The sequence below is a fragment of the Variovorax boronicumulans genome (genome assembly GCF_030812215.1).
Classification (GTDB): Bacteria; Pseudomonadota; Gammaproteobacteria; order Burkholderiales; family Burkholderiaceae_C; genus Variovorax; species Variovorax boronicumulans_C.
Genome location: NZ_JAUSSG010000008.1, coordinates 412,376 through 431,374 on the forward strand (window position 1 = coordinate 412,376; position 18,999 = coordinate 431,374).

At 65.1% G+C, this 18,999-nt stretch carries 18 protein-coding genes; 14 read left to right on the forward strand and 4 right to left on the reverse strand.

Annotated features, from left to right (window positions below; genetic code table 11):
• Positions 1–29 precede the first annotated feature (29 nt).
• From J2W23_RS22535 to J2W23_RS22570, 8 genes are all read left to right on the forward strand, one after another.
• Positions 30–1,067: a hypothetical protein gene (locus J2W23_RS22535; protein WP_307650317.1), complete on the forward strand. Its 1,038-nt coding sequence runs from the start codon at positions 30–32 to the stop codon at positions 1,065–1,067.
• A 16-nt stretch (positions 1,068–1,083) separates the two neighbouring features.
• Positions 1,084–3,330, forward strand: a complete 2,247-nt coding sequence (locus J2W23_RS22540; RefSeq protein ID WP_307650318.1) for a YcaO-like family protein — start codon at positions 1,084–1,086, stop codon at positions 3,328–3,330.
• A 76-nt stretch (positions 3,331–3,406) separates the two neighbouring features.
• Positions 3,407–3,616, forward strand: coding sequence for a hypothetical protein (locus J2W23_RS22545; protein WP_307599043.1), 210 nt, complete (start codon positions 3,407–3,409; stop codon positions 3,614–3,616).
• A gap of 20 nt (positions 3,617–3,636) precedes the next feature.
• Positions 3,637–4,941, forward strand: coding sequence for a radical SAM protein (locus J2W23_RS22550; protein WP_307650319.1), 1,305 nt, complete (start codon positions 3,637–3,639; stop codon positions 4,939–4,941).
• Between the two features lie 92 nt (positions 4,942–5,033).
• Entirely contained in the window at positions 5,034–5,249 is a 216-nt protein-coding gene (locus J2W23_RS22555) for a hypothetical protein (protein WP_307650320.1), read from the forward strand.
• A 405-nt stretch (positions 5,250–5,654) separates the two neighbouring features.
• A complete protein-coding gene (locus J2W23_RS22560) occupies positions 5,655–5,831 on the forward strand; it encodes a hypothetical protein (RefSeq protein ID WP_307650321.1) in 177 nt (58 codons plus the stop codon).
• 24 nt (positions 5,832–5,855) lie between these two features.
• Entirely contained in the window at positions 5,856–6,500 is a 645-nt protein-coding gene (locus J2W23_RS22565; protein ID WP_176660423.1) for a response regulator transcription factor, read from the forward strand.
• Positions 6,487–7,944: a sensor histidine kinase gene (locus J2W23_RS22570; protein WP_176660424.1), complete on the forward strand. Its 1,458-nt coding sequence runs from the start codon at positions 6,487–6,489 to the stop codon at positions 7,942–7,944. The genes J2W23_RS22565 and J2W23_RS22570 overlap by 14 nt, the downstream gene beginning before the upstream one ends.
• 880 nt (positions 7,945–8,824) lie before the next feature.
• Here J2W23_RS22570 and recJ read toward each other — a convergent pair.
• Positions 8,825–10,546, reverse strand: a complete 1,722-nt coding sequence (gene recJ / locus J2W23_RS22575; protein ID WP_307650322.1) for a single-stranded-DNA-specific exonuclease RecJ — start codon at positions 10,544–10,546, stop codon at positions 8,825–8,827.
• Entirely contained in the window at positions 10,543–11,484 is a 942-nt protein-coding gene (locus J2W23_RS22580) for a hypothetical protein (RefSeq protein WP_373423974.1), read from the reverse strand. The genes recJ and J2W23_RS22580 overlap by 4 nt, the downstream gene beginning before the upstream one ends.
• Positions 11,485–11,653: 169 nt before the next feature.
• Between J2W23_RS22580 and J2W23_RS22585 the strand changes: the two genes are divergently transcribed.
• Together J2W23_RS22585 and lolD are read left to right on the forward strand one after the other, a co-directional pair.
• A complete protein-coding gene (locus J2W23_RS22585; RefSeq protein WP_176660427.1) occupies positions 11,654–12,910 on the forward strand; it encodes a lipoprotein-releasing ABC transporter permease subunit in 1,257 nt (418 codons plus the stop codon).
• Positions 12,903–13,580: a lipoprotein-releasing ABC transporter ATP-binding protein LolD gene (gene lolD / locus J2W23_RS22590; protein WP_176660428.1), complete on the forward strand. Its 678-nt coding sequence runs from the start codon at positions 12,903–12,905 to the stop codon at positions 13,578–13,580. Before J2W23_RS22585 ends, lolD begins: the two co-directional genes overlap by 8 nt.
• A gap of 39 nt (positions 13,581–13,619) precedes the next feature.
• On the opposite strand, the gene J2W23_RS22595 is transcribed toward lolD, so the two are convergent.
• Positions 13,620–14,384: a sigma-70 family RNA polymerase sigma factor gene (locus J2W23_RS22595; protein WP_307650324.1), complete on the reverse strand. Its 765-nt coding sequence runs from the start codon at positions 14,382–14,384 to the stop codon at positions 13,620–13,622.
• A gap of 87 nt (positions 14,385–14,471) precedes the next feature.
• Between J2W23_RS22595 and J2W23_RS22600 the strand changes: the two genes are divergently transcribed.
• Positions 14,472–15,065 carry an ATP-dependent Clp protease proteolytic subunit gene (locus J2W23_RS22600; protein WP_307650335.1) on the forward strand — a complete coding sequence of 198 codons (594 nt, stop codon included), beginning with the start codon at positions 14,472–14,474 and terminating at the stop codon, positions 15,063–15,065.
• 12 nt (positions 15,066–15,077) lie between these two features.
• Here J2W23_RS22600 and J2W23_RS22605 read toward each other — a convergent pair whose 3' ends face one another.
• Positions 15,078–15,464 (reverse strand): RidA family protein, encoded by a 387-nt coding sequence (locus tag J2W23_RS22605; protein WP_013539755.1) that lies wholly within the window; start codon positions 15,462–15,464, stop codon positions 15,078–15,080.
• Positions 15,465–15,656: 192 nt separating this feature from the next.
• Here J2W23_RS22605 and J2W23_RS22610 point away from each other — a divergent pair, with 192 nt between their 5' ends.
• The 3 genes from J2W23_RS22610 to J2W23_RS22620 form a co-directional block, all read left to right on the forward strand.
• Positions 15,657–17,240, forward strand: a complete 1,584-nt coding sequence (locus tag J2W23_RS22610; RefSeq protein ID WP_307650325.1) for an ABC transporter substrate-binding protein — start codon at positions 15,657–15,659, stop codon at positions 17,238–17,240.
• 15 nt (positions 17,241–17,255) lie between these two features.
• Positions 17,256–18,512, forward strand: a complete 1,257-nt coding sequence (locus J2W23_RS22615; RefSeq protein ID WP_307650326.1) for a lactonase family protein — start codon at positions 17,256–17,258, stop codon at positions 18,510–18,512.
• A gap of 5 nt (positions 18,513–18,517) precedes the next feature.
• A partial coding sequence (locus tag J2W23_RS22620; RefSeq protein ID WP_307650336.1) for an ABC transporter permease occupies positions 18,518–18,999 on the forward strand: 482 nt, incomplete at its 3' end.

An 18,999-nucleotide genomic window follows, 5' to 3' on the forward strand; every position in this document is an offset into this window, starting at 1 on the left:
GTCGGCCATCCTGAGCAGTTGTTCTTCCTATGTCCTACATCGCGGTCACACTGAATCACTTCCGGGCTCTTCAAGAATGGGCAGCCAGCCGCCAGGCGGATGTGCGCCTGGACATGAAGACGTTCAAGGTGGAGGTCCAGCACGGCCGGGCGCGGTTCAACCTGCACCCTCAATTCCTGAATACCACGGGAGGCACGCTGAGCTACTCGCCCATGCTGACCCCAGGTGCCACCGGTTTCATCGGCTGGCTTCCCTACCGTGCGATCCAGTGGCCGCTGTCGAACGACAAGCTGGCTTTCAAGGACTTTCTCGAGGGCAACGGCTTGCTGGCGCCCCGGCGATGGAGCCGGGAAGAGCCCATCGGCGAAGACCATGTGCTCAAGCTGCCCGCGGGCTCGTTCGGCCAGGCTGTCTTCGGACCTTATCGGGCTGGTACTGACGCGCTGTCCATGCCCGAGCACCAGCATCCGTCGCGCGAGCGGATCTTTGCCGAGCAGTTCATCGTCGGCCGCAACGTGAAGGCATGGTTCTGGGGGGGCGTTCCCTTCCACCTGCATCTGCACGCATATCCCACGGTCCGGGGCGACGGGGTGTCCAGGATCGATGCGCTGATCGCCAGGCGAATGGAGCGGGCGGACGGCACGCTCCCCGAGGACGCCGACAAGGCCTGGATCGTTTCTTCGCTGGCCTACCAGGGATGGACGCTTTCGGACATCGCTCCCGAGGGCGAGGAGATCTGGATCGAATACCGCTACGGCCGCCGGCACGCGCCCGACCCGATTCAGACGCATTCGGACAACATGCTCCACGAGCTCTCGGAGGCGGCGCGCGATCAGGTGAACAAGGCCGGTCGCAGCCTGCACGATGAACTCGTGAAATCGCACGGCGTTCCCGTGCTTTTCGCCCTGGACGGGGTGCTGGACGCGAACGACCGGGTCTGGTGGCTCGAAGCCAACTCGAACCCGATCCTGCCGCCTACCGGATATCCCTTGATCCTGGCCACGCTGTTCGAAGACGAACAGCCGGCCGGTGTTCCGGCCCGGCCCCCGGTGCTCGACGTCGCGTAGCGCACACATGATGCCGATGCCCGAAGCCCTGACAACGCCGCGACCCGTCGCGGTGGGCAAATGGACATTCCGAAGAGGAGGCATGCTTTGTCGCCTCCCGCTGAAGAGGCTGCGCGTCTCGGCACCGTCGGAATTCCTGCGGGCCGTCGAAAGCAGTTGCGATGGCAGGGCGACGTGGGACGAGGTCAGGAACGAACTGATCGCGCGCTGGCCGGCCAACGAGGTCGATGCCTGCCTGTCCACCCTGCTGGAACAGGGAGCGCTGGTGGATGCGGGTCATCTGCTCGCGTTGCAGGCGCAGATCGGCTGGACGCCGCAGCCGCTCGCCGCGCCGCTGAACGACCCTGAGTCGCTTTACGAACTGAGGCGAGCCGCCGAGCGCCGCCTGGTCGAACCCCTCCCGGGCGTCGTGAAACTGCGCCCCGGGCAGACGCCGCTGATGGATCTGTTGCGGGATCGCGGCAGTGCACGGACATTCGACGACCGTGCGCTGTCGTTGCAATCGGTCGTGAACATCCTGTGGTCGATGTACGGCGTGTCGCATCAAGGCGAAGAGCGCATCCACCGGACGGTGCCGTCGGGCGGGGCACTTTATGGCCTGCGCTGGTTTCTTGCGCTGCTGCGCCCGATGGATGGCTACTCCTGCGGCATCTACGAAGTCAGGCATCACGCCGACGGCGAGAACGTGGGCGAGGTCTCGATGCATCGGCTGGCGGGCGACGCCATGAACGCGTGGAGCACCTTGCTGACCCCGTCGGTCCTGAGCTTTGCGCACGCGGTCGTCTACCCCGTCGCCAATCTTCGGTTCATCAGCGAGAAGTACGGAAACCGATCGCTCACTCTCGCCATGATCGAGGCCGGGCATGCCTTGCAGAACGGGGCGCTTGCGGCCCAGTTCGAAGATGCGGCCACGATCGTGCGTGGCGACACGGTCGAGATGGAAGTTCTTTCGCTCCTCGGTCTCGCAGGCTTGTTCTATCCATTGCCTTCCATGGTCGTGGGGGCCAAGCCTTCGCAAGCACAGGAAAAGGCGGCCTCGAAGGCCGGGCAGGCTGCGCTGGTGCGCTCCATTCCCAACCACTCCCAGCAGTTGCCGCTGGCCACTCGCATTGCGGTGGCCGGCCCGATTCAGATCGGAGGCCCGGCCGGCACATGGGCGTTGTGGGCTGCCGGGCGTTCCGAGGATGCCCGTCTTGCGGCCGTCAAGGCCGAGGCGGAAGCGTGGGAGCGCATTGGCTGGTCCACCCCGTCTGCCGCGATGGAGCGGGCGCGTCCAGGCGAACTGGATGGCGCAGTCGATCCGCGCAGCCTGGTGCACTACAGCCGGGCGCAATACGACAGCCGGGGATTTCCCTATTCACCGCTTTCTGCACGCCGAAGCTACCCATGGGTCAAGGGCCTGCGAGCCGACGATGGCGCCGAAGTGCATCTCATGGCCCATTGCGTCCATGCCTTGAGCTCGCTGCATCCGAATGACGCCAGCAGGCCTTTCACCAATGCCAGCACCTCGGGCGTCGCGGCCTACACGGACGTGGAAACCGCCCAATACCGGGCGCTGGTCGAACTTGTCGAGCGCGACGCCTTCGCGCGCGCCTGGCTCGGCCGCCTGGCACCGCCGGCGATCGAAGAAGAGGGCATGTCCGGCGCGGTACGGCACAGGCTCTCGCGGTTGCGGCATGCGGGCTACACCGCCTCTGTGCACGCGCTGCCATCCGGGCACCTGCCGGCCGTCGCGGTCTTTGTCCAGGATGTCCGGTCGACCTTCGCATCCATCACGACGGCCGCGGGATTCGCTTGGGAAGAGGCACTGGAGTCCGCGCTCTCGGAGGCCGAGAGCAGGGTGCAGCAGCAACATGGCACGGCACCGCATCCACCCATGGCGGCCGAAGAGGTTGTGCTTGCCACTCACCATGGCGACTATTTCAGGACCAGGGCGGGGTTCAGGACCGCGGACTGGTTTGCCTCGGCACGGGAGCGTGTCTCGATGCACGGGAGCCTGGCCTTTCCGCCAAATGGCTCTGCGTTGCTCGATCACTTCATCGATTCGAATTTCGAGGTGTACGTCTGCGACCTGACGCCACCCGGCGCCTCGATCCATCAAGGGCGGGTGCCACTGCACGTGGCCCGTGTTTTCGTATCGGGGCTGGTTCCCATCTGGTTCGGCCACGGTGTTGAACCATTGGGACTCTGCGAGCGACTGGGGGTGAATGTCGAGCCGGCTGGCCGGCCCGGACATCCCTTGCCGCTTCATCCCTGCACTTGAATCGGGAGGGCGCCCCTATCGAGTATTTCCGTTCTGAATTTTTCCCCAACGCATCATCATCAACGAAGGAACTTATATGAAGAAGAACTCTGCCAACGCCTCGGCCATCCACCCGGCGGCCACCCAACAGCTTCACTGCAATGTCGTCGTGGAGCCTTCGAGCATCGACTTCCTCAACGAGGGATCGGTTTTCGTTGCCGGTTCGTCGAGCGATTGCAGCGCGATCTCGCCGCTGCCGCAAGAGAAGAAGAACAAGCGCCGCAGCCAGGCATCGGACGAGCGCTGAGCAGGCCACGGACTTTTCGCATGTTTACCCTTCACTGCTCGGATGCAGACGGAAAGTCCGTAAGTCTGCGGTATGCGCCGCACGAAAGTGCGCTCACCAACATGGACGGAACGCCTGTCCTCAAGGGCCAGGCGTCTGCGTCTTCCCGCATCTGGGAAGACGCCGAGCGCATCAGTCCGCAGCACCCCGGGCGCAAGCTCGCGAACCCCGAGGTACTGAAGATCCAACTGGGGCTGGGCTGCAACTACACATGCTCGTACTGCAACCAGTCGAGCCAGGTCGATTCGATGGCCATGACGAAGACGTCGGACGCGCATGATTTCCTGCGCGACCTGGACACATGGCTCAAGGGAACGCCTACCCGAATCGAGTTCTGGGGTGGCGAGCCGCTGCTGTACATCAGGAAGCTCGAAATCCTGGTGCCCGAACTCGACAAGAGATTCCCGGATGCAGAGTTCTGCATGGTCACCAACGGAAGCTTGCTGACCCCCGAGATTCTGGATTTCATCGCCCGCTACGACATCTGCATCACCGTGTCCCACGATGGCCCGGGGCAATACCGGCGCGGAGAAGATCCTTTCGACGATCCAAGGCGTGCCGCATTGCTCAAGGCGCTCTGGAACGAACGAAAAACAGGCGAGCGGATGCAGTTCAGCTCCGTGCTGACGCCGGACAACAGCGATCCCGCGCTGCTGCGCCGCTGGTTCGTCGACAAACTGGGTGACGAATCGGTCGTCACTTCGCTGGAAGGCGTGGTCGCGACGCACGACGACAAGGCGCTCGCGGGGCCGGGGGTCTGGACCGAGGAGCAGTATCGATCGCTCAAGGAGTCGGTGGCTTCGTCGTTCGAGACCGGCGAGGCGCTGCGGATTCCCGCGCTGCGGGAGAAGGCCAAGAGCTTCCTGCAATCCATCGTGAAGGGGACGCCCTCGAGTTCAACGGGGCAGAAATGCGGCATGGACCGCAGCGACCACGTGGCCGTCGACCTGCACTCGAACGTATTGACCTGCCACAACACCGGAGCCAATGCACAGCACGGGCTGGGCTCCGCGCTGAAGATGGAAGACATCCGGCTGGACACTTCGACCCATTGGGCGTTTCGCGAGTGCTGCAGCCATTGCCCGGTGCTTCAGCTTTGCGGCGGGTCGTGCATGTACCTGGAAGGCGACCAGTTTGCGCAGTCGTGCGAAAACGAATACCAGTTCGGGCTTGGCGTCCTCGACGGCACGCTCCGACGCGCCCTGGGGCTGAAGCTCGATCGCATCGAGGGCGATGTTCGCCGCCCCGCTCGGCGCAAGGTGATCTCCATCGTGGCTCACGCCTGATTGCGACAGGGCGAGAGCAGGCCTTCGCGGCGATTTCTCTCCCCGCCCTCAAACGAAGGGCTTGCTCGTTTCCGCTCCCCGGCTCCGCCAGCTTGGGCCCCGGCATCGCCCGCGACAGCGCCACCTGCATCCTGTTGCGCCATCCCGCGATCACCTCGCTCTCGCCCTTCATCATCGCGTCGAAGCCGGCCTTGTCACTTTGCCGGCCGACGCGCGTGTCCAGCATGTCGGCGCGCGCAAAGAAGTGGATGTCGGTCACGCCGGGCATGAGGCAACTCACCGACAGATCGGTCTCCTTGGAAAGTTGAACGAAACGAAGCGCGCCGCGCCCCTGATGCTTTCGGGGCTGGACTGCTCGCTGCCTGCATTCGAAGAATCACCCTAAAACCCTGCGGCCTGACGCGCGAAGGAATGCGTCCCGAATCTGCACGTGTCATGTCGTGTGCTCGCTGCCAGCAGAGCGGAAGAGGCGATTCGCGGCATGGAAAATGCCGGTTGAAGAGTTAGACAAAAGTAGTCAATCTCATCTGCAGAATCTCATCGTCAAGGTGCAAAGTTCACAGTTACTCTGCCCAGTTGACTTTGTTTGCTTTTAGTAAAGTAGCGGGCATGGATGAACTGTTCGAAGCACGCCGCGCAGCGCTTCACGATGTCATCGACGACGCGGGTCGCCCCTGCGAGGTCGCCCCAAAATACGGCTCGACGCCATCCCCATGAGCCACCTCTTCCAACTGATTGCCACGGGCTCCAACGCCTCTCTGGGCGAGCAAAGCGCCTGCAACCGGCGAGAGCGCTTGAAGATCGAAAGGGGCCCGATTCTCCATCTGCCCTTGGCCCGGCGAATTGCCGCGCTGGTCCCGCTGCCGACCCTCAAGCATTGCAATACCTGACCTCCATTCGGCAGAAAACTACCAATGATCAACGTCCTGTTCATAGAAGACCAACCTCTGGTGTCGGAGGCGACGGCAGAAAAGATTGCGCGAAGTCCGCTCGTCGCCAATATCGAGGTCTGCAACAGCGCCGAAAAGGCGCTGCTTGCATTGAAGGCAACGCCCGACCGATGGGGCTTGATCCTGCTCGACCTGGACGTGCCCGGCGCGGTCGGTCTTTCGCTGGCCATGGAAATCAAGAAGCTGGGCAAGGAAGGGCTCACCTGCATCCTGACCGGCACGCACCGGACCGACTACATCGCCCAGGCCAAGGCCAGCGGATTCCAGGGCTACATCCTGAAGGCCATCGAAATCAAGGAGCTCGAGGCGAGCCTGGACAAGGCGATTGCGGGGGAGAAGGTGTTTCCCGAATTGCCCGACCTGGGCGCGAATCCGAATGCAATCCGGCTGACCAACCGCCAGTGCCAGTGCCTCGAATTCGTCGGCGCGGGGCGCTCCACCAAGGAAATCGCGCGACTGCTGTCATTGCACCCGGGAACGGTCAATTACCACATCGATTCCGCCATGGAAGCGCTGGGCGTGAAATCGCGCGCACACGCCGTTCAGAAGGCACTGCAACTCGGGCTCCTGGCAGGTTTCGCCACGAGGAGCAGCGATGGGAATGCTTGAGGAGCTTCGCCGGGGCTTCATCACCAACAAGAGCGAGCCGCTCGACGAATCACTGATGGAAAAGCAGGGGCGGCTCTCCCGCTCCCTGATCCACGCGACGCTGGCGCACCGTCATCTGGCGGAGCGCCAATTCTTTGTGCAGCAGGTCGCCTACTGGATCACGATCTTCGGGCTCCTGGTCGCGGAGGCGAGCGCGCCGATTCTGGATTCGGCGTCGATGTGGACCTGGCTCGCGGTCTCGGTGGTGACCTGGCTGATTCGCGTCGGGCTTTTCTGGCCGCTCACGCAATTGCCGCCGGCCGTCGTCAAGAAATCCCTCGGGCTGAAGCTGATCCCGCTCGTGATCATCGTCATTGCCTGCCTGTACTGGATATGGACCATCCATTTGTTCGTCGGGCCGGTGCTGACGGTGCGCGTATTGATCATGTGCATTGGCCTTCTCAGCATCAGCGTGTCGATGACCGGCATGTGGCCGGTGACGCCCATTGCCGTGGTCCTCTACAACGGCTTGCTGTGGGGCGCCTTGTCCGTCAACCTGTATTCGAATGGCGTGGCGAGCCTGTCGGTCATCGTGGCGCTCGACATGGGTGTGCTGGCCGTGTTGTGGCTCAATATTTTCATTGCCATTCGCCAGCTCAACGATTTGCTCGCGCGCACCCATGAAGCCAGTCAATTGGTGAACCAGCTCGAAATCGCCAACGACAAACTCGAAAGACTGAAGGACACCGCATACAAGACGCTCGACACCCGTTCGGAATTCTTCGCGGGAGCGAGCCACGATTTCCAGCAGCGCCTGCATGCCGCGAAATTGTGGGTGCTGTCCGCCATGGCGGCCACCAAGACACATCAATCTGCGGAATCGACGCTGGACCGCCTGGGACAGGAAGTCGATGCGCTTCAGATCTATATCAACAACATTCTCGAATTCGCGCGAATCGAAGCACTCGACGCCGGAGTAAAGATCCGGGCCACGGAAATTCAGTCGCTGTTTCAGAAACTCGATTTGCATTTCGAAAAAATAGCCGAACGCGATGGCGTGCAATTGCGGTTTCGCATTGCGCGAATCACCGTGGGCACCGATGCTTCCATGCTGCTGCGGATGCTCGAAAACCTTGTTTCCAATGCACTCAAATACACCAAGAACGGTGTGCTGGTATGTGCCCGCAGAACATCGAGGGGCGTATCCATTGAGATCTGGGACCAGGGGCCTGGCATCAAACCCGAAGCGCGGCAACGGATTTTCGATGCCTTCCATCAGGAAGAGGCTGGCGATCAAGGCCGTACCAAGGGCGTGGGATTGGGTTTGGCCATCGTGAAGCGATTTGCCACGCGCCTCAATTACCGTATTGAAGTCAAATCGGTGATGGGGCGGGGGACGCTTTTCAGAATTCTCATTCCCCGGGAATTCGTGATAGGGCCGAATACGATCGAGAATTCTCGATAAATTGAATTGATCGATGTCCGCGAGTGGGCGTAATTTTTGCAATTGATGATTGGTTGATCAATTGCCGCCGATATTTCGGAAAATTCCGCGCTGATTTCCCAATTCGATGCGCAATGCATCGACTCAGGCTGGTGACAGCCGACCAGCTTCATCCATGGCATGCCGCAACGCGCCGAGTTCGGCGTCGATGCCCGTGGCCAGAAGAACTCGGACACCGCACCACCGCGGCCCGCCGGTGGGAATACGCAGAATTCACTGGTGTTGCGCAATGTCGCGTAGACGGAAGTTTTATTTCCAATCGCAGACCGTGCTTTCCTCTCGGTCAATTGCACCAGCCGTGGCCCGACTGGTATTAGTCATTAGTTGTTTGAAATTCAGTTTTCTCTAGAGTCCAAGGCGAGCGCTTCATCGAATGGCGCGGGAGAGAACGCAATGCAGGCCGCATCGGGCGCAGATCCTGGGAGGGAGCGTGACGACTTTTTCTGTCCACGGACGGAGGAGCGATTGCTTCGATGGGGCCGGCTTGTGAGTCAGGGAGGTGCTGCGAGGAGGGGGGTTGACGCTGTGGACATCGACGGGTTGCTGCTCCGGAATTCGGAGACGCTGATCGCGCATTCCCTTGCGACGGAAGCCAGCCGCAGGGCGGAGGGTTTCCTCATGGGGATGTGCGTGGTCGTGGTCTACAGCTGGGCGTTGGTCGTGTCGGTGCCTTTGTACGTGCGATGACTCCGGGGGAGCGCGGGTGCAACCCGTCGAACGGTGCTCCGACGAGCATTCGACCGCTTGCATCTGCCGGCTTGTGCGTGCCTGCAGCAAGGCAATCGGCGCGGCGAAACGCAGTCTCCCCCCTCCAACCAGGTAACCCTGGTTTTTTCTTTTTCTAGAACTCCGCCCCCTCGACCAGGAAGCGCAGGCGCCGCACGCCCTGCCACTCGTCCGCATCGAGCCGGAACGCGAGCTTCACCTTCGGCGGCAACGGTTCGGTGTGGCTGAACCAGATCGCATCGATCGGCTGACCCTGGTGCCGGAGCTTGAGCGCCAGGTGCTTCTCGCCCACGAGGCGCTGCGACACCACCTCCACCTCTTCGCTGAAGGTCGGCGGTGCAAAGCCCTGGCCCCACACCTCGCGGTGCAGCGTGTCCACGAGGTCGATGCGCATGTATTCGCGCGCGATCGGCCCGTCGGTCTCGATCTGCCGCGTGAGCGCCGATGCCGCCAGCCATTCGCCGGCCACCTGCGCGAGCGCCTGCTCGAAGGTCTTGAAATGCTCGCGCGCCACGGTGCAGCCCGCCGCCATCGCATGCCCGCCGAAGCGCAGCAGCACGCCCGGATGGCGCTTGGCCACCAGATCGAGCGCATCGCGCAGATGAAAGCCCGGAATCGACCGGCCCGAGCCCTTGAGCTCCTCTTCCTTGCCCGGCGCGCCGCTCGCGGCGAACACGAAGGTCGGGCGATGGAAACGGTCCTTGATGCGCGAGGCCACGATGCCGACCACGCCTTCATGGAAGTTCGCATCGAACACGCTGATGGCCGGCGGCGGCGCCTCGATGCCTTCGCCGTCGGTGGCGAAGAGCGATTCGGCCAGCAGCAGCGCCTGGTCGCGCATGCCGCCTTCGATGTCGCGCCGCTCGCGGTTGATGCCGTCGAGCATGCGCGCGAGTTCGTCGGCGCGGCCGGCATCGTCGGTCAGCAGGCACTCGATGCCGAGCGTCATGTCGGCGAGCCGGCCCGCAGCATTGATGCGCGGGCCGAGGGCGAAGCCGAAGTCGAAGGTGGTGGCAGCCGAAGCGGTGCGGCCCGCGGCCTTGAAGAGCGCGGCCACGCCCGCGGGCATCGCGCCCGCGCGGATGCGGCGCAGGCCCTGTGCGACGAGGCGGCGGTTGTTGGCGTCGAGCTTCACCACGTCGGCGACGGTGCCCAGCGCCACCAGCGGCAAGAGCGCGTCGAGCTTGGGCTGCGTCGCCACGTCGAACACGCCGCGCGTGCGCAACTCGGAGCGCAGTGCGAGCAGCACGTAGAACATGACGCCGACGCCGGCGATGCTCTTGCTCTCGAAGTCGCAGCCGGGCTGGTTCGGATTCACCAGCACGTCGGCGGCGGGCAGTTCGGGGCCGGGCAGGTGGTGGTCGGTCACCAGCACCTGCAGGCCGCGCGCCTTCGCGGCAGCCACGCCTTCGACGCTGGCGATGCCGTTGTCCACGGTGATCAGCATGTCGGCGCCGCTGTCGGCCACGCGCTCGGCAATCGGCGGCGTGAGGCCGTAGCCGTCGACCACGCGGTCGGGCACGAGGTAGCTCACGTGCTTGGCGCCCAGGAGGCGCAGGCCGCGCACGCCGACCGCGCAGGCGGTGGCGCCGTCGCAGTCGTAGTCGGCCACGATGCACAGGCGCTTGTCCTCGGCCATGGCGTCGGCCAGCAGCACGGCGGCTTCGCGCGTGCCGCGCAGGGTGGCGGGAAGCAGCAGGCGCGCGAGGCCGTCGTCGAGTTCGTCCTTGGCCATCACGCCGCGCGCGGCAAAGAGGCGCGCGAGCAGCGGATGCACGCCGGCCTGCTCCAGGGCCCAGACGGTGCGCGGGGGAATGTCGCGGGCGATGATCTTCACAGCGACTCCAGCACCGCGGCGGCGCGTGTGCGGTCGAACAGGCTCTTTGCCCAGCGTGCGAGGCCGCGCTGCTGCACGGTGTAGCGCTGCGCAGCGCGGTCGCCGCAGAGCGTGAGCGCCACATCGGCGCCGCGCGTGTAGTCGGCCAGCAGCGAGGCGATCTCGCCCGCATCGAGCGCTTGCCAGGCCTCGGCCCAGCCCACGCCGTCGTCGCGCAGGGCGGCCACGCGCAGCGCGTCGCTCACGGTTGGCGCGGGCGCTGCCGGTGTGACGACGCCTTTCAAGGCGCCGGTGCCGCTGAGCCAGAAAGAGTTGATCGGCGGCACGCCGCGCGCGGCGCGGTCATCGTTCACGCGCTGCGTATAGAGCAGCATCTGCATCTCGTTCTGCAGGCGGCGCAGCGACCGCGCCGAATCGCCCAGCGGCGACCACTGCGAAATCGGCCAGCCCACCGCCCGGTCGATGGAGGCGGTGGCGAGGCCGTCGAAGATGCGCGCGCGGGCGAGCCAGCGGCCCGGCGTGGGCGAGGCGTGCAGCGCGATGCCGTCTTCCTCGAAGAACGGCCGGGCGACCTCCAGCAGCGCGGCCGATTCGTTGGCATCGATTTCGATGGCGGCCGGATCGCCCAGCGCCACGTCGTCGATGCCGACCTGCCAGTTGCACAGCGTGACGACGCCCCAGCCTTCGGTATCGCCGGACGCGGCCAGGCCGGTGTGCCGGGCCTCCAGCGCGGCCCACGGAATGCAGCCGTCGGTGGCGGAAATGCCCAGCGCCTTGGCAAGCGCCCGCTCGTGCGGAGGCGAGCGCGTGCTTTCGTCCTGGGTGTCGGTGTCTGCGAGGGAGAGGCGGGAGAGCAGGGATTCGAGGTTCGGGAGCTTGAGCGCCGACAATGCCGCGCGGCACGCCGGGGAACCGCGGCCGGCGAAGGGGATCAACAAGTGACGTGGGGGGTGTTCGGCCATCCCTCTATTGTCCCGGAAGCCCCCAAACGTTTCGGGATGCCACAATTCCGCCGTATATGACCTACCCCCTCGCTCCTCGCTTCGTGTATTCGCCGCCCCCCAAGGGCGGGCAAATTTCCCTTGAGGCGGCTCGGCAGGAAATTTGATGCGACTCCCTTATGAATTGCAGCTCGGCTGGCGCTACACGCGCGCAGGACGGGCAACGCGGCGCAACGGCTTCATCTCCTTCATCTCCGGTGTCTCGATGCTCGGCATCGCCCTGGGCGTGGCGGCGCTGATCATTGTGCTCAGTGTGATGAACGGCTTCCAGAAAGAGGTGCGCGACCGCATGCTCGGCGTGGTGTCGCACATCGAGATCTTCTCGCGCGACGGGCAGGCGCTGCAGAGCCTGGAAGAAATCATGGCCGCCGCGCGCAAGAACCCCGAGGTCATCGGCGCGGCGCCTTTCATCAACACGCAGGCGCTGATCGCGCGCGGCGAGGACATGAAGGGCGCGATCGTCCGCGGCATCGACCCCAAGCTCGAACCCGAAGTGACCGACACCGGCGGCATCGCGAGCAAGGGCACGTTCGACAAGCTGGTGCCGGGCGAATTCGGCATCGTGCTGGGCATCGAGCTCGCGCGTTCGATGTTCGTGCAGCCGGGCGACAAGGTCACGCTGGTCGCGCCCGGCGGGCAGGTCACGCCGGCCGGCGTGGTGCCGCGCCTGAAGCAGTTCACCGTGGTGGGCACCTTCGATTCGGGTCACTACGAGTACGACTCGGCGCTCGCGATGGTCCACGAGCAGGACGCAGCCAAGGTGTTCCGCCTCGAAGGCCCGACCGGCATTCGCCTGAAGCTCAAGGACCTGAACGAGGCCCGCGACGTGGCCGACCAGCTGGCCGTGAGCCTGCCGGGCGAATTCCTGATCCGCGACTGGACGCGGCAGAACAAGACGTGGTTCGCGGCCGTGCAGGTCGAGAAACGCATGATGTTCATCATCCTCACGCTGATCGTGGCGGTGGCCGCGTTCAACCTGGTTTCCACGCTCGTGATGACGGTGACCGACAAGCGCGCCGACATCGCCATCCTGCGCACGCTGGGCAGCTCGCCGCGCAGCATCATGGGCATCTTCGTGGTGCAGGGCGCGATGGTGGGCGTGATCGGCACCGTGGCCGGCCTGCTGTTGGGCCTGGGCATCGCCTACAACATCGACGTGATCGTGCCTTTCCTCGAACAGCTCTTCCACGCGAGCTTTTTGCCCAAGGACATCTACCTGATCAGCAAGATGCCGAGCGACCCGCAGCAGAGCGACATCATGCCCATCGCGATCATCTCCCTCATCCTGGCCTTCCTTGCAACGCTGTACCCGAGCTGGCGCGCCAGTCGCGTCAACCCCGCGGAGGCGCTGCGCTATGAGTGAAGTGGTATTGAAGGCCCGTGGCCTCACCAAGCGTTTTCACGAGGGCCGCATCGACCTCACCGTGCTGCATGGCGTGGACCTGGACGTGCATGCCGGCGAAACGCTGGCCATCGTCGGCGCATCCGGTTCCGGCAAAAGCACGCTGCTGCACCTGATGGGCGGTCTCGATTCGCCGACCTCGGGCAAGGTCGAGTTGCTCGGCAAGGACATCGCGCATGCCGACGCCGCGGAGCAGGGGCGCCTGCGCAACCAGCACCTCGGGTTCGTCTACCAGTTCCACCACTTGCTGCCGGAATTCAGCGCGCTGGACAACGTGGCGATGCCGCTGAAGATCCGCCGCGTCGAGTCGTCGCAGGCGGCGCAGGCGGCCGCGAAGATCCTTGCGAGCGTCGGCCTGGGTGAGCGTCTTCACCATCGTCCGGCCGAGCTCTCGGGCGGCGAGCGCCAGCGCGTGGCCATTGCGCGTGCACTGGTCACGCAGCCCGCATGCGTGCTGGCTGACGAGCCCACCGGCAACCTCGACCGCAGCACCGCCGACACGGTGTTCGACCTGATGCTCGACCTCGCGCATCGGCACGGCACGGCTTTCGTGATGGTCACGCACGACCAGGAGCTGGCCAAGCGCTGCGACCGCGTGCTGCAGCTGGTGGCGGGGCGGCTCGCGGGCTGATCCGGTTTTCTCCCTTCCTTCCCTTTCGGGGGGAGGGAGTCAGTGCAGGGACTCTTCGGTTTCCCGCGCATCCAGCGGCAACACGCACAGCACCTTGCCACCCAGGGTCAGCACGAGGCCGAGCTGTCCGCCGATCTGCATCACCTGGCACACCACGCGCGGTGCATCGGACCCGGGTGCCGTCGAAGCCGACATGGCGAGCGCACGCGCCGGCGGCTGCCGCAGCATCGCGAACAGCGTTCGCGCATCGCAGTCGTGCAGCGCCTGCCGGTACACATGGAAGACCGCTTCAGCGCTGCGTTCTTCCACGTCCCGGTCGTCCTGCCGCAGCCGCAGCAACGCACGATGCAGTTGCTGCCGGCAAGCCGCCTCGGTCTTGCCACTGGCCTGTGCGATTTCCTTGAAGCTGGCTTCGAACACTTCGCGCAGCAGCACCGCGGCGCCATCGGCCGGGCTCAATCGCATGGCCAGTAGCCGCAGGGCGCGATCGATCTCTTGAGCCATGGCGGCGCGGTCTTCGGTCGAGGCGGTTTCGGGAGGCGCTGCCGATGCCTTCGCATCGGAAAGCCACTGCCGCATCCAGTTGCGCCGCCGCAACCGGTCGATGGCGAGGTTCTGCATGACGGTCGTCAGCCAGGCTTGGGCTGCATCGAGGGTGGGCCGATCGCCTTCCTCGAGCGCGCGCAGGTAGGTGTCCTGCACCACGTCTTCGGCTTCGGCCTTTTCGCCCAGCATGCGGGCCGCTGCGCGAACCAGCCGGCTTCGCATTGCCGGCAATTGCGAGAGATAGCGTTCATCGAGCATCGGCGCAGCTTGCCACAGCCCCTGCAATGTCACGAAACTGTGGACTTGTTCGTCAAGACAGTTCAACCACAGGAGTTTTTCTTGATCATGGAAACCGACGACGACACCCAGCCCGCGGCCACGGCCGAGCCGCGCAACTCCTACCTGGAGGAAAAGGCGTTCAAATCGCGCACGCTCTTGATCTTCGGCAGCATCACCGACTCGGTGGCCGCCGACGTGACCCGCCGGCTCATTGCGCTGGACGCCGACAACGCCGAGAAACCCATCGACATCCTCGTGAGCTCGCCCGGCGGACACCTGGAGTCGGGCGATGCGATCCACGACATCGTGCGTTTCATCAGCGCGCCGGTGAACATGATCGGCACCGGCTGGGTCGGCAGCGCCGCCACGCACCTGTTTCTCGCGGCCCCGCGCGAGCGGCGCGTGTGCCTGCCGAACACGCGCTTTTTGATCCACCAGCCCAGCGGCGGCGCGGGCGGGCAGGCGACCGACATCGCGATCCAGGCGCAGGAAATCATCAAGGCCCGCCAGCGCATCGCCCACGAGATCGCACGCGAGACCGGCAAGCCCATCGACGTGGTGCTGGCCGACATCGAGCGCGACCGCTGGCTCTCGGCCGAGGAGGCGGTGGAGTACGGGCTGGTCTCGCGGATCATCCAGCGCAAGACCGAGCTGAAGTAGCCGATCGGCAGGTTACTTCGGCTTGTAGGCCACCACGTCGATCTCGACCTTCGCATCGACCATCAGCCGCGCCTCGGTGGTCGAGCGGGCCGGCTTGTTCTCGCCGAAGTAGCTCATGTAGATGCGGTTGAAGGCACCAAAGTCGCGCGCGTCGTGCAGCCAGACGGTGCTCTTGCACACGTCGTCGAGCGTGGCGCCGGCCAGCGCGAGCACTTTCTTCAGGTTTTCCATCACCTGGCGCGTCTGCGCCTCGATGCCGCCCACCACGATCTCGCCGTCGGCATTGGCGGGCACCTGGCCCGACACATAGATGAAGTCGCCCGCGCGCACGGCCGGGGAGAAAGGGCGGGCCTGGCGGTCCGAGGCGACGGGCGGGGCGCCGAGGTATTCGAGAGGCATGGGAGAACTCCTGAAATGAGTGGAATGAAAGGAAATGGGATCGCAAGTATCGATCCAATCTGAAAATCTATTTCAGAATAACCCTTGAACAAGGGTTAACACGGATGATTTGGCATGAATACTGCTTCAAAGTCCGGGCCGAAAAGAAAATTTCTTTCAAAAACCCTGCCCGACCCCACGAAGGAGTTCTCCATGCCCCATGCCGCCCCCGCCGGTCTTGTCCAGCGCCTGCCCAAGCTGTCGAAGCGCAGCCTGCTGGGTGCGTCTCTCCTCGCGATGCTGTGCGCGGCGCTGCCGCATCACGAGGCGCATGCCCAGGGGCCGCGCAACTTCGCCACGCTCGCGATGGTGGCCGAGCCGCAGACGCTCGACCCGATGGCATCGACCGCCGACCTGGTCGGAACGATCATGCAGCACGTGTACGAGACGCTCTACACCTTCGATGCCAAGTGGAACGTGGTGCCCATGCTGGCCGAGACCATGCCGAAGATCTCCGCCGACGGCAAGACCTACGCGATCACCCTGCGCAAGGGCGTGATGCTGCACAACGGCCGCGAGCTCAACGCCGATGATGTGGTGGCCAGCCTGCAGCGCTGGATGGACCAGTCGCCGCGCGGCAAGGCCGTGGGCAAGGAAATCGAGAGCCTGAAGGCCAAGGGCCCGCTCGCCGTGGAGATCGTGCTGAAGGCGCCGTATGCGCCGCTGCTCTCGCAGCTCGCGCTGCCCAGCGGCATGGCCGCGATCATGGCCAAGGATTCCATCGCCTCGCCGCTGAAGGAGTTCGTGGGCACCGGCCCCTACAAGTTCAAGGAGCGCCGCCCCGACCAGTTCGTGCTGCTCACCCGCTTCGACAAGTACGCGGCGCGCAAGGAGCCCGCGAGCGGCTACGGCGGCAAGCGCGAGGCGGCGATCGAGGAGCTGCGCTTCGTGCCCGTGCCCAACGCCAGCACGCGTGTCGAGGGCGCGCTCGCGGGCCAGTACGACTTCGCCGACCTGCTGCCGGTGGAAGCGCTGCCGCGCCTGGAGAAGTCGGGCGGCAAGACCGTGCCGATCATGACGCCGTCGTTCGGCTTCCCCTACCTCGTGCTCAACACCAAGGAAGGCGTGGCCGCCAGCCAGCCGGTGCGCCAGGCCATCCAGACCGCGCTCGGCGAAGGCGAGATGCTCGCCGCCGGTTTCGGCGACACGCGCTTCTTCGTGGCTGAGGCCAACCACTTCCCCAAGGGCTCGCCGTTCTATTCGACCGCCGGCGGCGACCAGTACAACCAGCGCAACGCGGCCAAGGCCAAGGAGCTCGCGGCCAAGGCCGGCTACAAGGGCGATCCGATCCGCGTGCTCACCAGCCGCCAGTACGACTTCCACTACAACATGTCGCTGCTCATGGCCGAGCAACTCAAGCGCGCGGGCTTCAAGGTCGACCTGAACGTGGTCGACTGGGCCACGCTGGTGCAGCGCCGCAACGATTCGAAGCTCTGGGACATCTACGTGACCCACTCGGGCCAGTTCCCCGAGCCGATGCTCTCGCCGCCGCAACTGGGCGACGGCGCGCCCGGCTGGTGGGACACGCCCGCCAAGAAGTCGGCGCTGCAGGCCTTCAATGTCGAGAGCGATCCGGCCAAGCGCGGCGCGCTGTGGGGCAAGGTGCAGCAGGTCGTCTACGACGAGGTGCCGTACATCAACGTCGGCAAGTTCAACGGCCTCTCGGCCAAGAGCCCGGCGCTGGACAACTACACGCCCGCGACCTGGCCGTTCTTCTGGAACGCGAAGATCAAGTAAGCAGGAGCCGCAGCCATGCCATCGCGTCGCCAACTTCTGCAAGCCAGCGCATTGGCCTCCGGTCTCGGAGCCCTGGGCCTCACGGCCTCCACCGCACAGGCCGCAACCTCCGGCCCTGTCTACGCCTACGTCGGCACCTACAGCGACGGCGGCAAGCCGTGGCGCGGCGGGCGCGGCCTCGGCGTCCACCAGTTCGTGATGGACAGCGCGACCGGCGCGCTCAAGCCCATCCCCGGTGCGCCGCAAGCCGTTGCAAGCACGGGCAGCGACGCCAAGCTGCGCAACCCCGCATCGCTCGCGCGGCACCCGAAGCTGCCGATGCTCTATGCGGCCAATGAGTTCGAGGCGGGCTCCGTCTCGGCCTTTCGCATCGGCGCGAACGGCGCGCTGTCGTTCGTGGCCGAGATGGCCTGCGGCGGCAAGGACCCGGCGTACGTCAGCGTGCATCCGGATGGCCGCTTTCTCTTCACCGCGAACTACGCGAGCGGCGACGTGAGCGTGATCGCGCTGCGCACCGACGGCGGCTTCGATTCGGATGTCGCAGCCGTCGTCTACAAGGACGCAGCAGCCTGCGGCGCCACGCCCTGCAAGCCGGGCGCCGACGTGGTGCCGGCAGCGGCCCGCTCGCACGAAGGCTTTGCCACGAGCGACCACGACGGCCCGCACGCGCACATGGTGCACAGCGACCCGACGGGCAACTTCGTGCTGGTTGCCGACCTTGGCCTCGACCGCGTGATCTCGTACCGCTTCGACCGCAAGACCGGCGTGCTGAGCCAGCCCAGCACCGTCGCGGTTTCGGAAAGCTCGGGCGCGCGCCACTTCGTCTTTCACCCGAACGGCAAGTGGCTCTACCTCGTGAACGAAGAGGCCTCGACCATCGCCTTCATGCGCTACGACAGCGCCACCGGCGTGCTCACGCTGGTGAGCGAAACCTCGGCGCTGCCGCAAGGCTTCAAGGGCACCAGCTACGCCTCGGGCATCCGCATGCTGCCGGACGGCCAGCACTTCGTGTCGCTGAACCGCCTGCACGATTCGATCTCGCTCTTCAAGATCGACGCCCGCACCGGCGCCCCCACGCTCGTGCGCGAGGAGTGGACGCGCGGCAACTACCCGCGCAGCTGCACGCTCGATCCGAGCGGCCGTTTTCTCTATGTGTGCCACAACAAGCAGGGCGACAACGTCACGGTCTTCCGCGTGAAGAAGGGCGACATCCAGTTCACCGGCCAGTACGTGGCAGTGGGCAGCGCAGCCGCCATCGAGTTCTCGTCGTGATGAAGATGAAAAGTGCTTCGCTTCGCTACATCGCCTCCCGCGCAGGCGGGATGCTCATCGTGCTGGCCATCGTGGCGGTGCTGGTCTTCGTGCTCACGCGTGCCGCCTCGGGCGACCCGGTCTCGGTGCTGCTGGGCGACCAGGCCACGGCCGCGGACATCGCCCGCGTGCAGAAGGAATACGGCCTCGATAAACCCCTGCCCGTGCAGTTCGGCTACTGGCTGCGCGAAGTGCTGCAGGGCAACCTGGGCACCTCCATCTTCCTGCAGCGCCCGGTGACGCAGGCGCTGTGGGAGCGCGCCGAGCCCACCACCTTGCTCGCGCTCCTGGCGGTAGCCATCGCGGCCTTGATCGGCGTGCCCTGCGGCATCGTCTCGGCCGTGTTCCGCGGGCGCATGGTCGACCAGCTCTTCACCGGCATCGCGATGCTCGGCGCAAGCATCCCGAGCTTCTGGCTCGGGATCGTGCTGATCCAGATCTTCGCGGT

Coding starts and splice junctions, on each gene's coding strand:
- J2W23_RS22535 (WP_307650317.1), top strand. CDS start 30: ATGTCCTACATCGCGGTCACACTGAATCACTTCCGGGCTCTTCAAGAA.
- J2W23_RS22540 (WP_307650318.1), top strand. CDS start 1,084: ATGCCCGAAGCCCTGACAACGCCGCGACCCGTCGCGGTGGGCAAATGG.
- J2W23_RS22545 (WP_307599043.1), top strand. CDS start 3,407: ATGAAGAAGAACTCTGCCAACGCCTCGGCCATCCACCCGGCGGCCACC.
- J2W23_RS22550 (WP_307650319.1), top strand. CDS start 3,637: ATGTTTACCCTTCACTGCTCGGATGCAGACGGAAAGTCCGTAAGTCTG.
- J2W23_RS22560 (WP_307650321.1), top strand. CDS start 5,655: ATGAGCCACCTCTTCCAACTGATTGCCACGGGCTCCAACGCCTCTCTG.
- J2W23_RS22565 (WP_176660423.1), top strand. CDS start 5,856: ATGATCAACGTCCTGTTCATAGAAGACCAACCTCTGGTGTCGGAGGCG.
- J2W23_RS22570 (WP_176660424.1), top strand. CDS start 6,487: ATGGGAATGCTTGAGGAGCTTCGCCGGGGCTTCATCACCAACAAGAGC.
- J2W23_RS22585 (WP_176660427.1), top strand. CDS start 11,654: ATGCGACTCCCTTATGAATTGCAGCTCGGCTGGCGCTACACGCGCGCA.
- lolD (WP_176660428.1), top strand. CDS start 12,903: ATGAGTGAAGTGGTATTGAAGGCCCGTGGCCTCACCAAGCGTTTTCAC.
- J2W23_RS22595 (WP_307650324.1), bottom strand. CDS start 14,384: ATGCTCGATGAACGCTATCTCTCGCAATTGCCGGCAATGCGAAGCCGG.
- J2W23_RS22600 (WP_307650335.1), top strand. CDS start 14,472: ATGGAAACCGACGACGACACCCAGCCCGCGGCCACGGCCGAGCCGCGC.
- J2W23_RS22605 (WP_013539755.1), bottom strand. CDS start 15,464: ATGCCTCTCGAATACCTCGGCGCCCCGCCCGTCGCCTCGGACCGCCAG.
- J2W23_RS22610 (WP_307650325.1), top strand. CDS start 15,657: ATGCCCCATGCCGCCCCCGCCGGTCTTGTCCAGCGCCTGCCCAAGCTG.
- J2W23_RS22615 (WP_307650326.1), top strand. CDS start 17,256: ATGCCATCGCGTCGCCAACTTCTGCAAGCCAGCGCATTGGCCTCCGGT.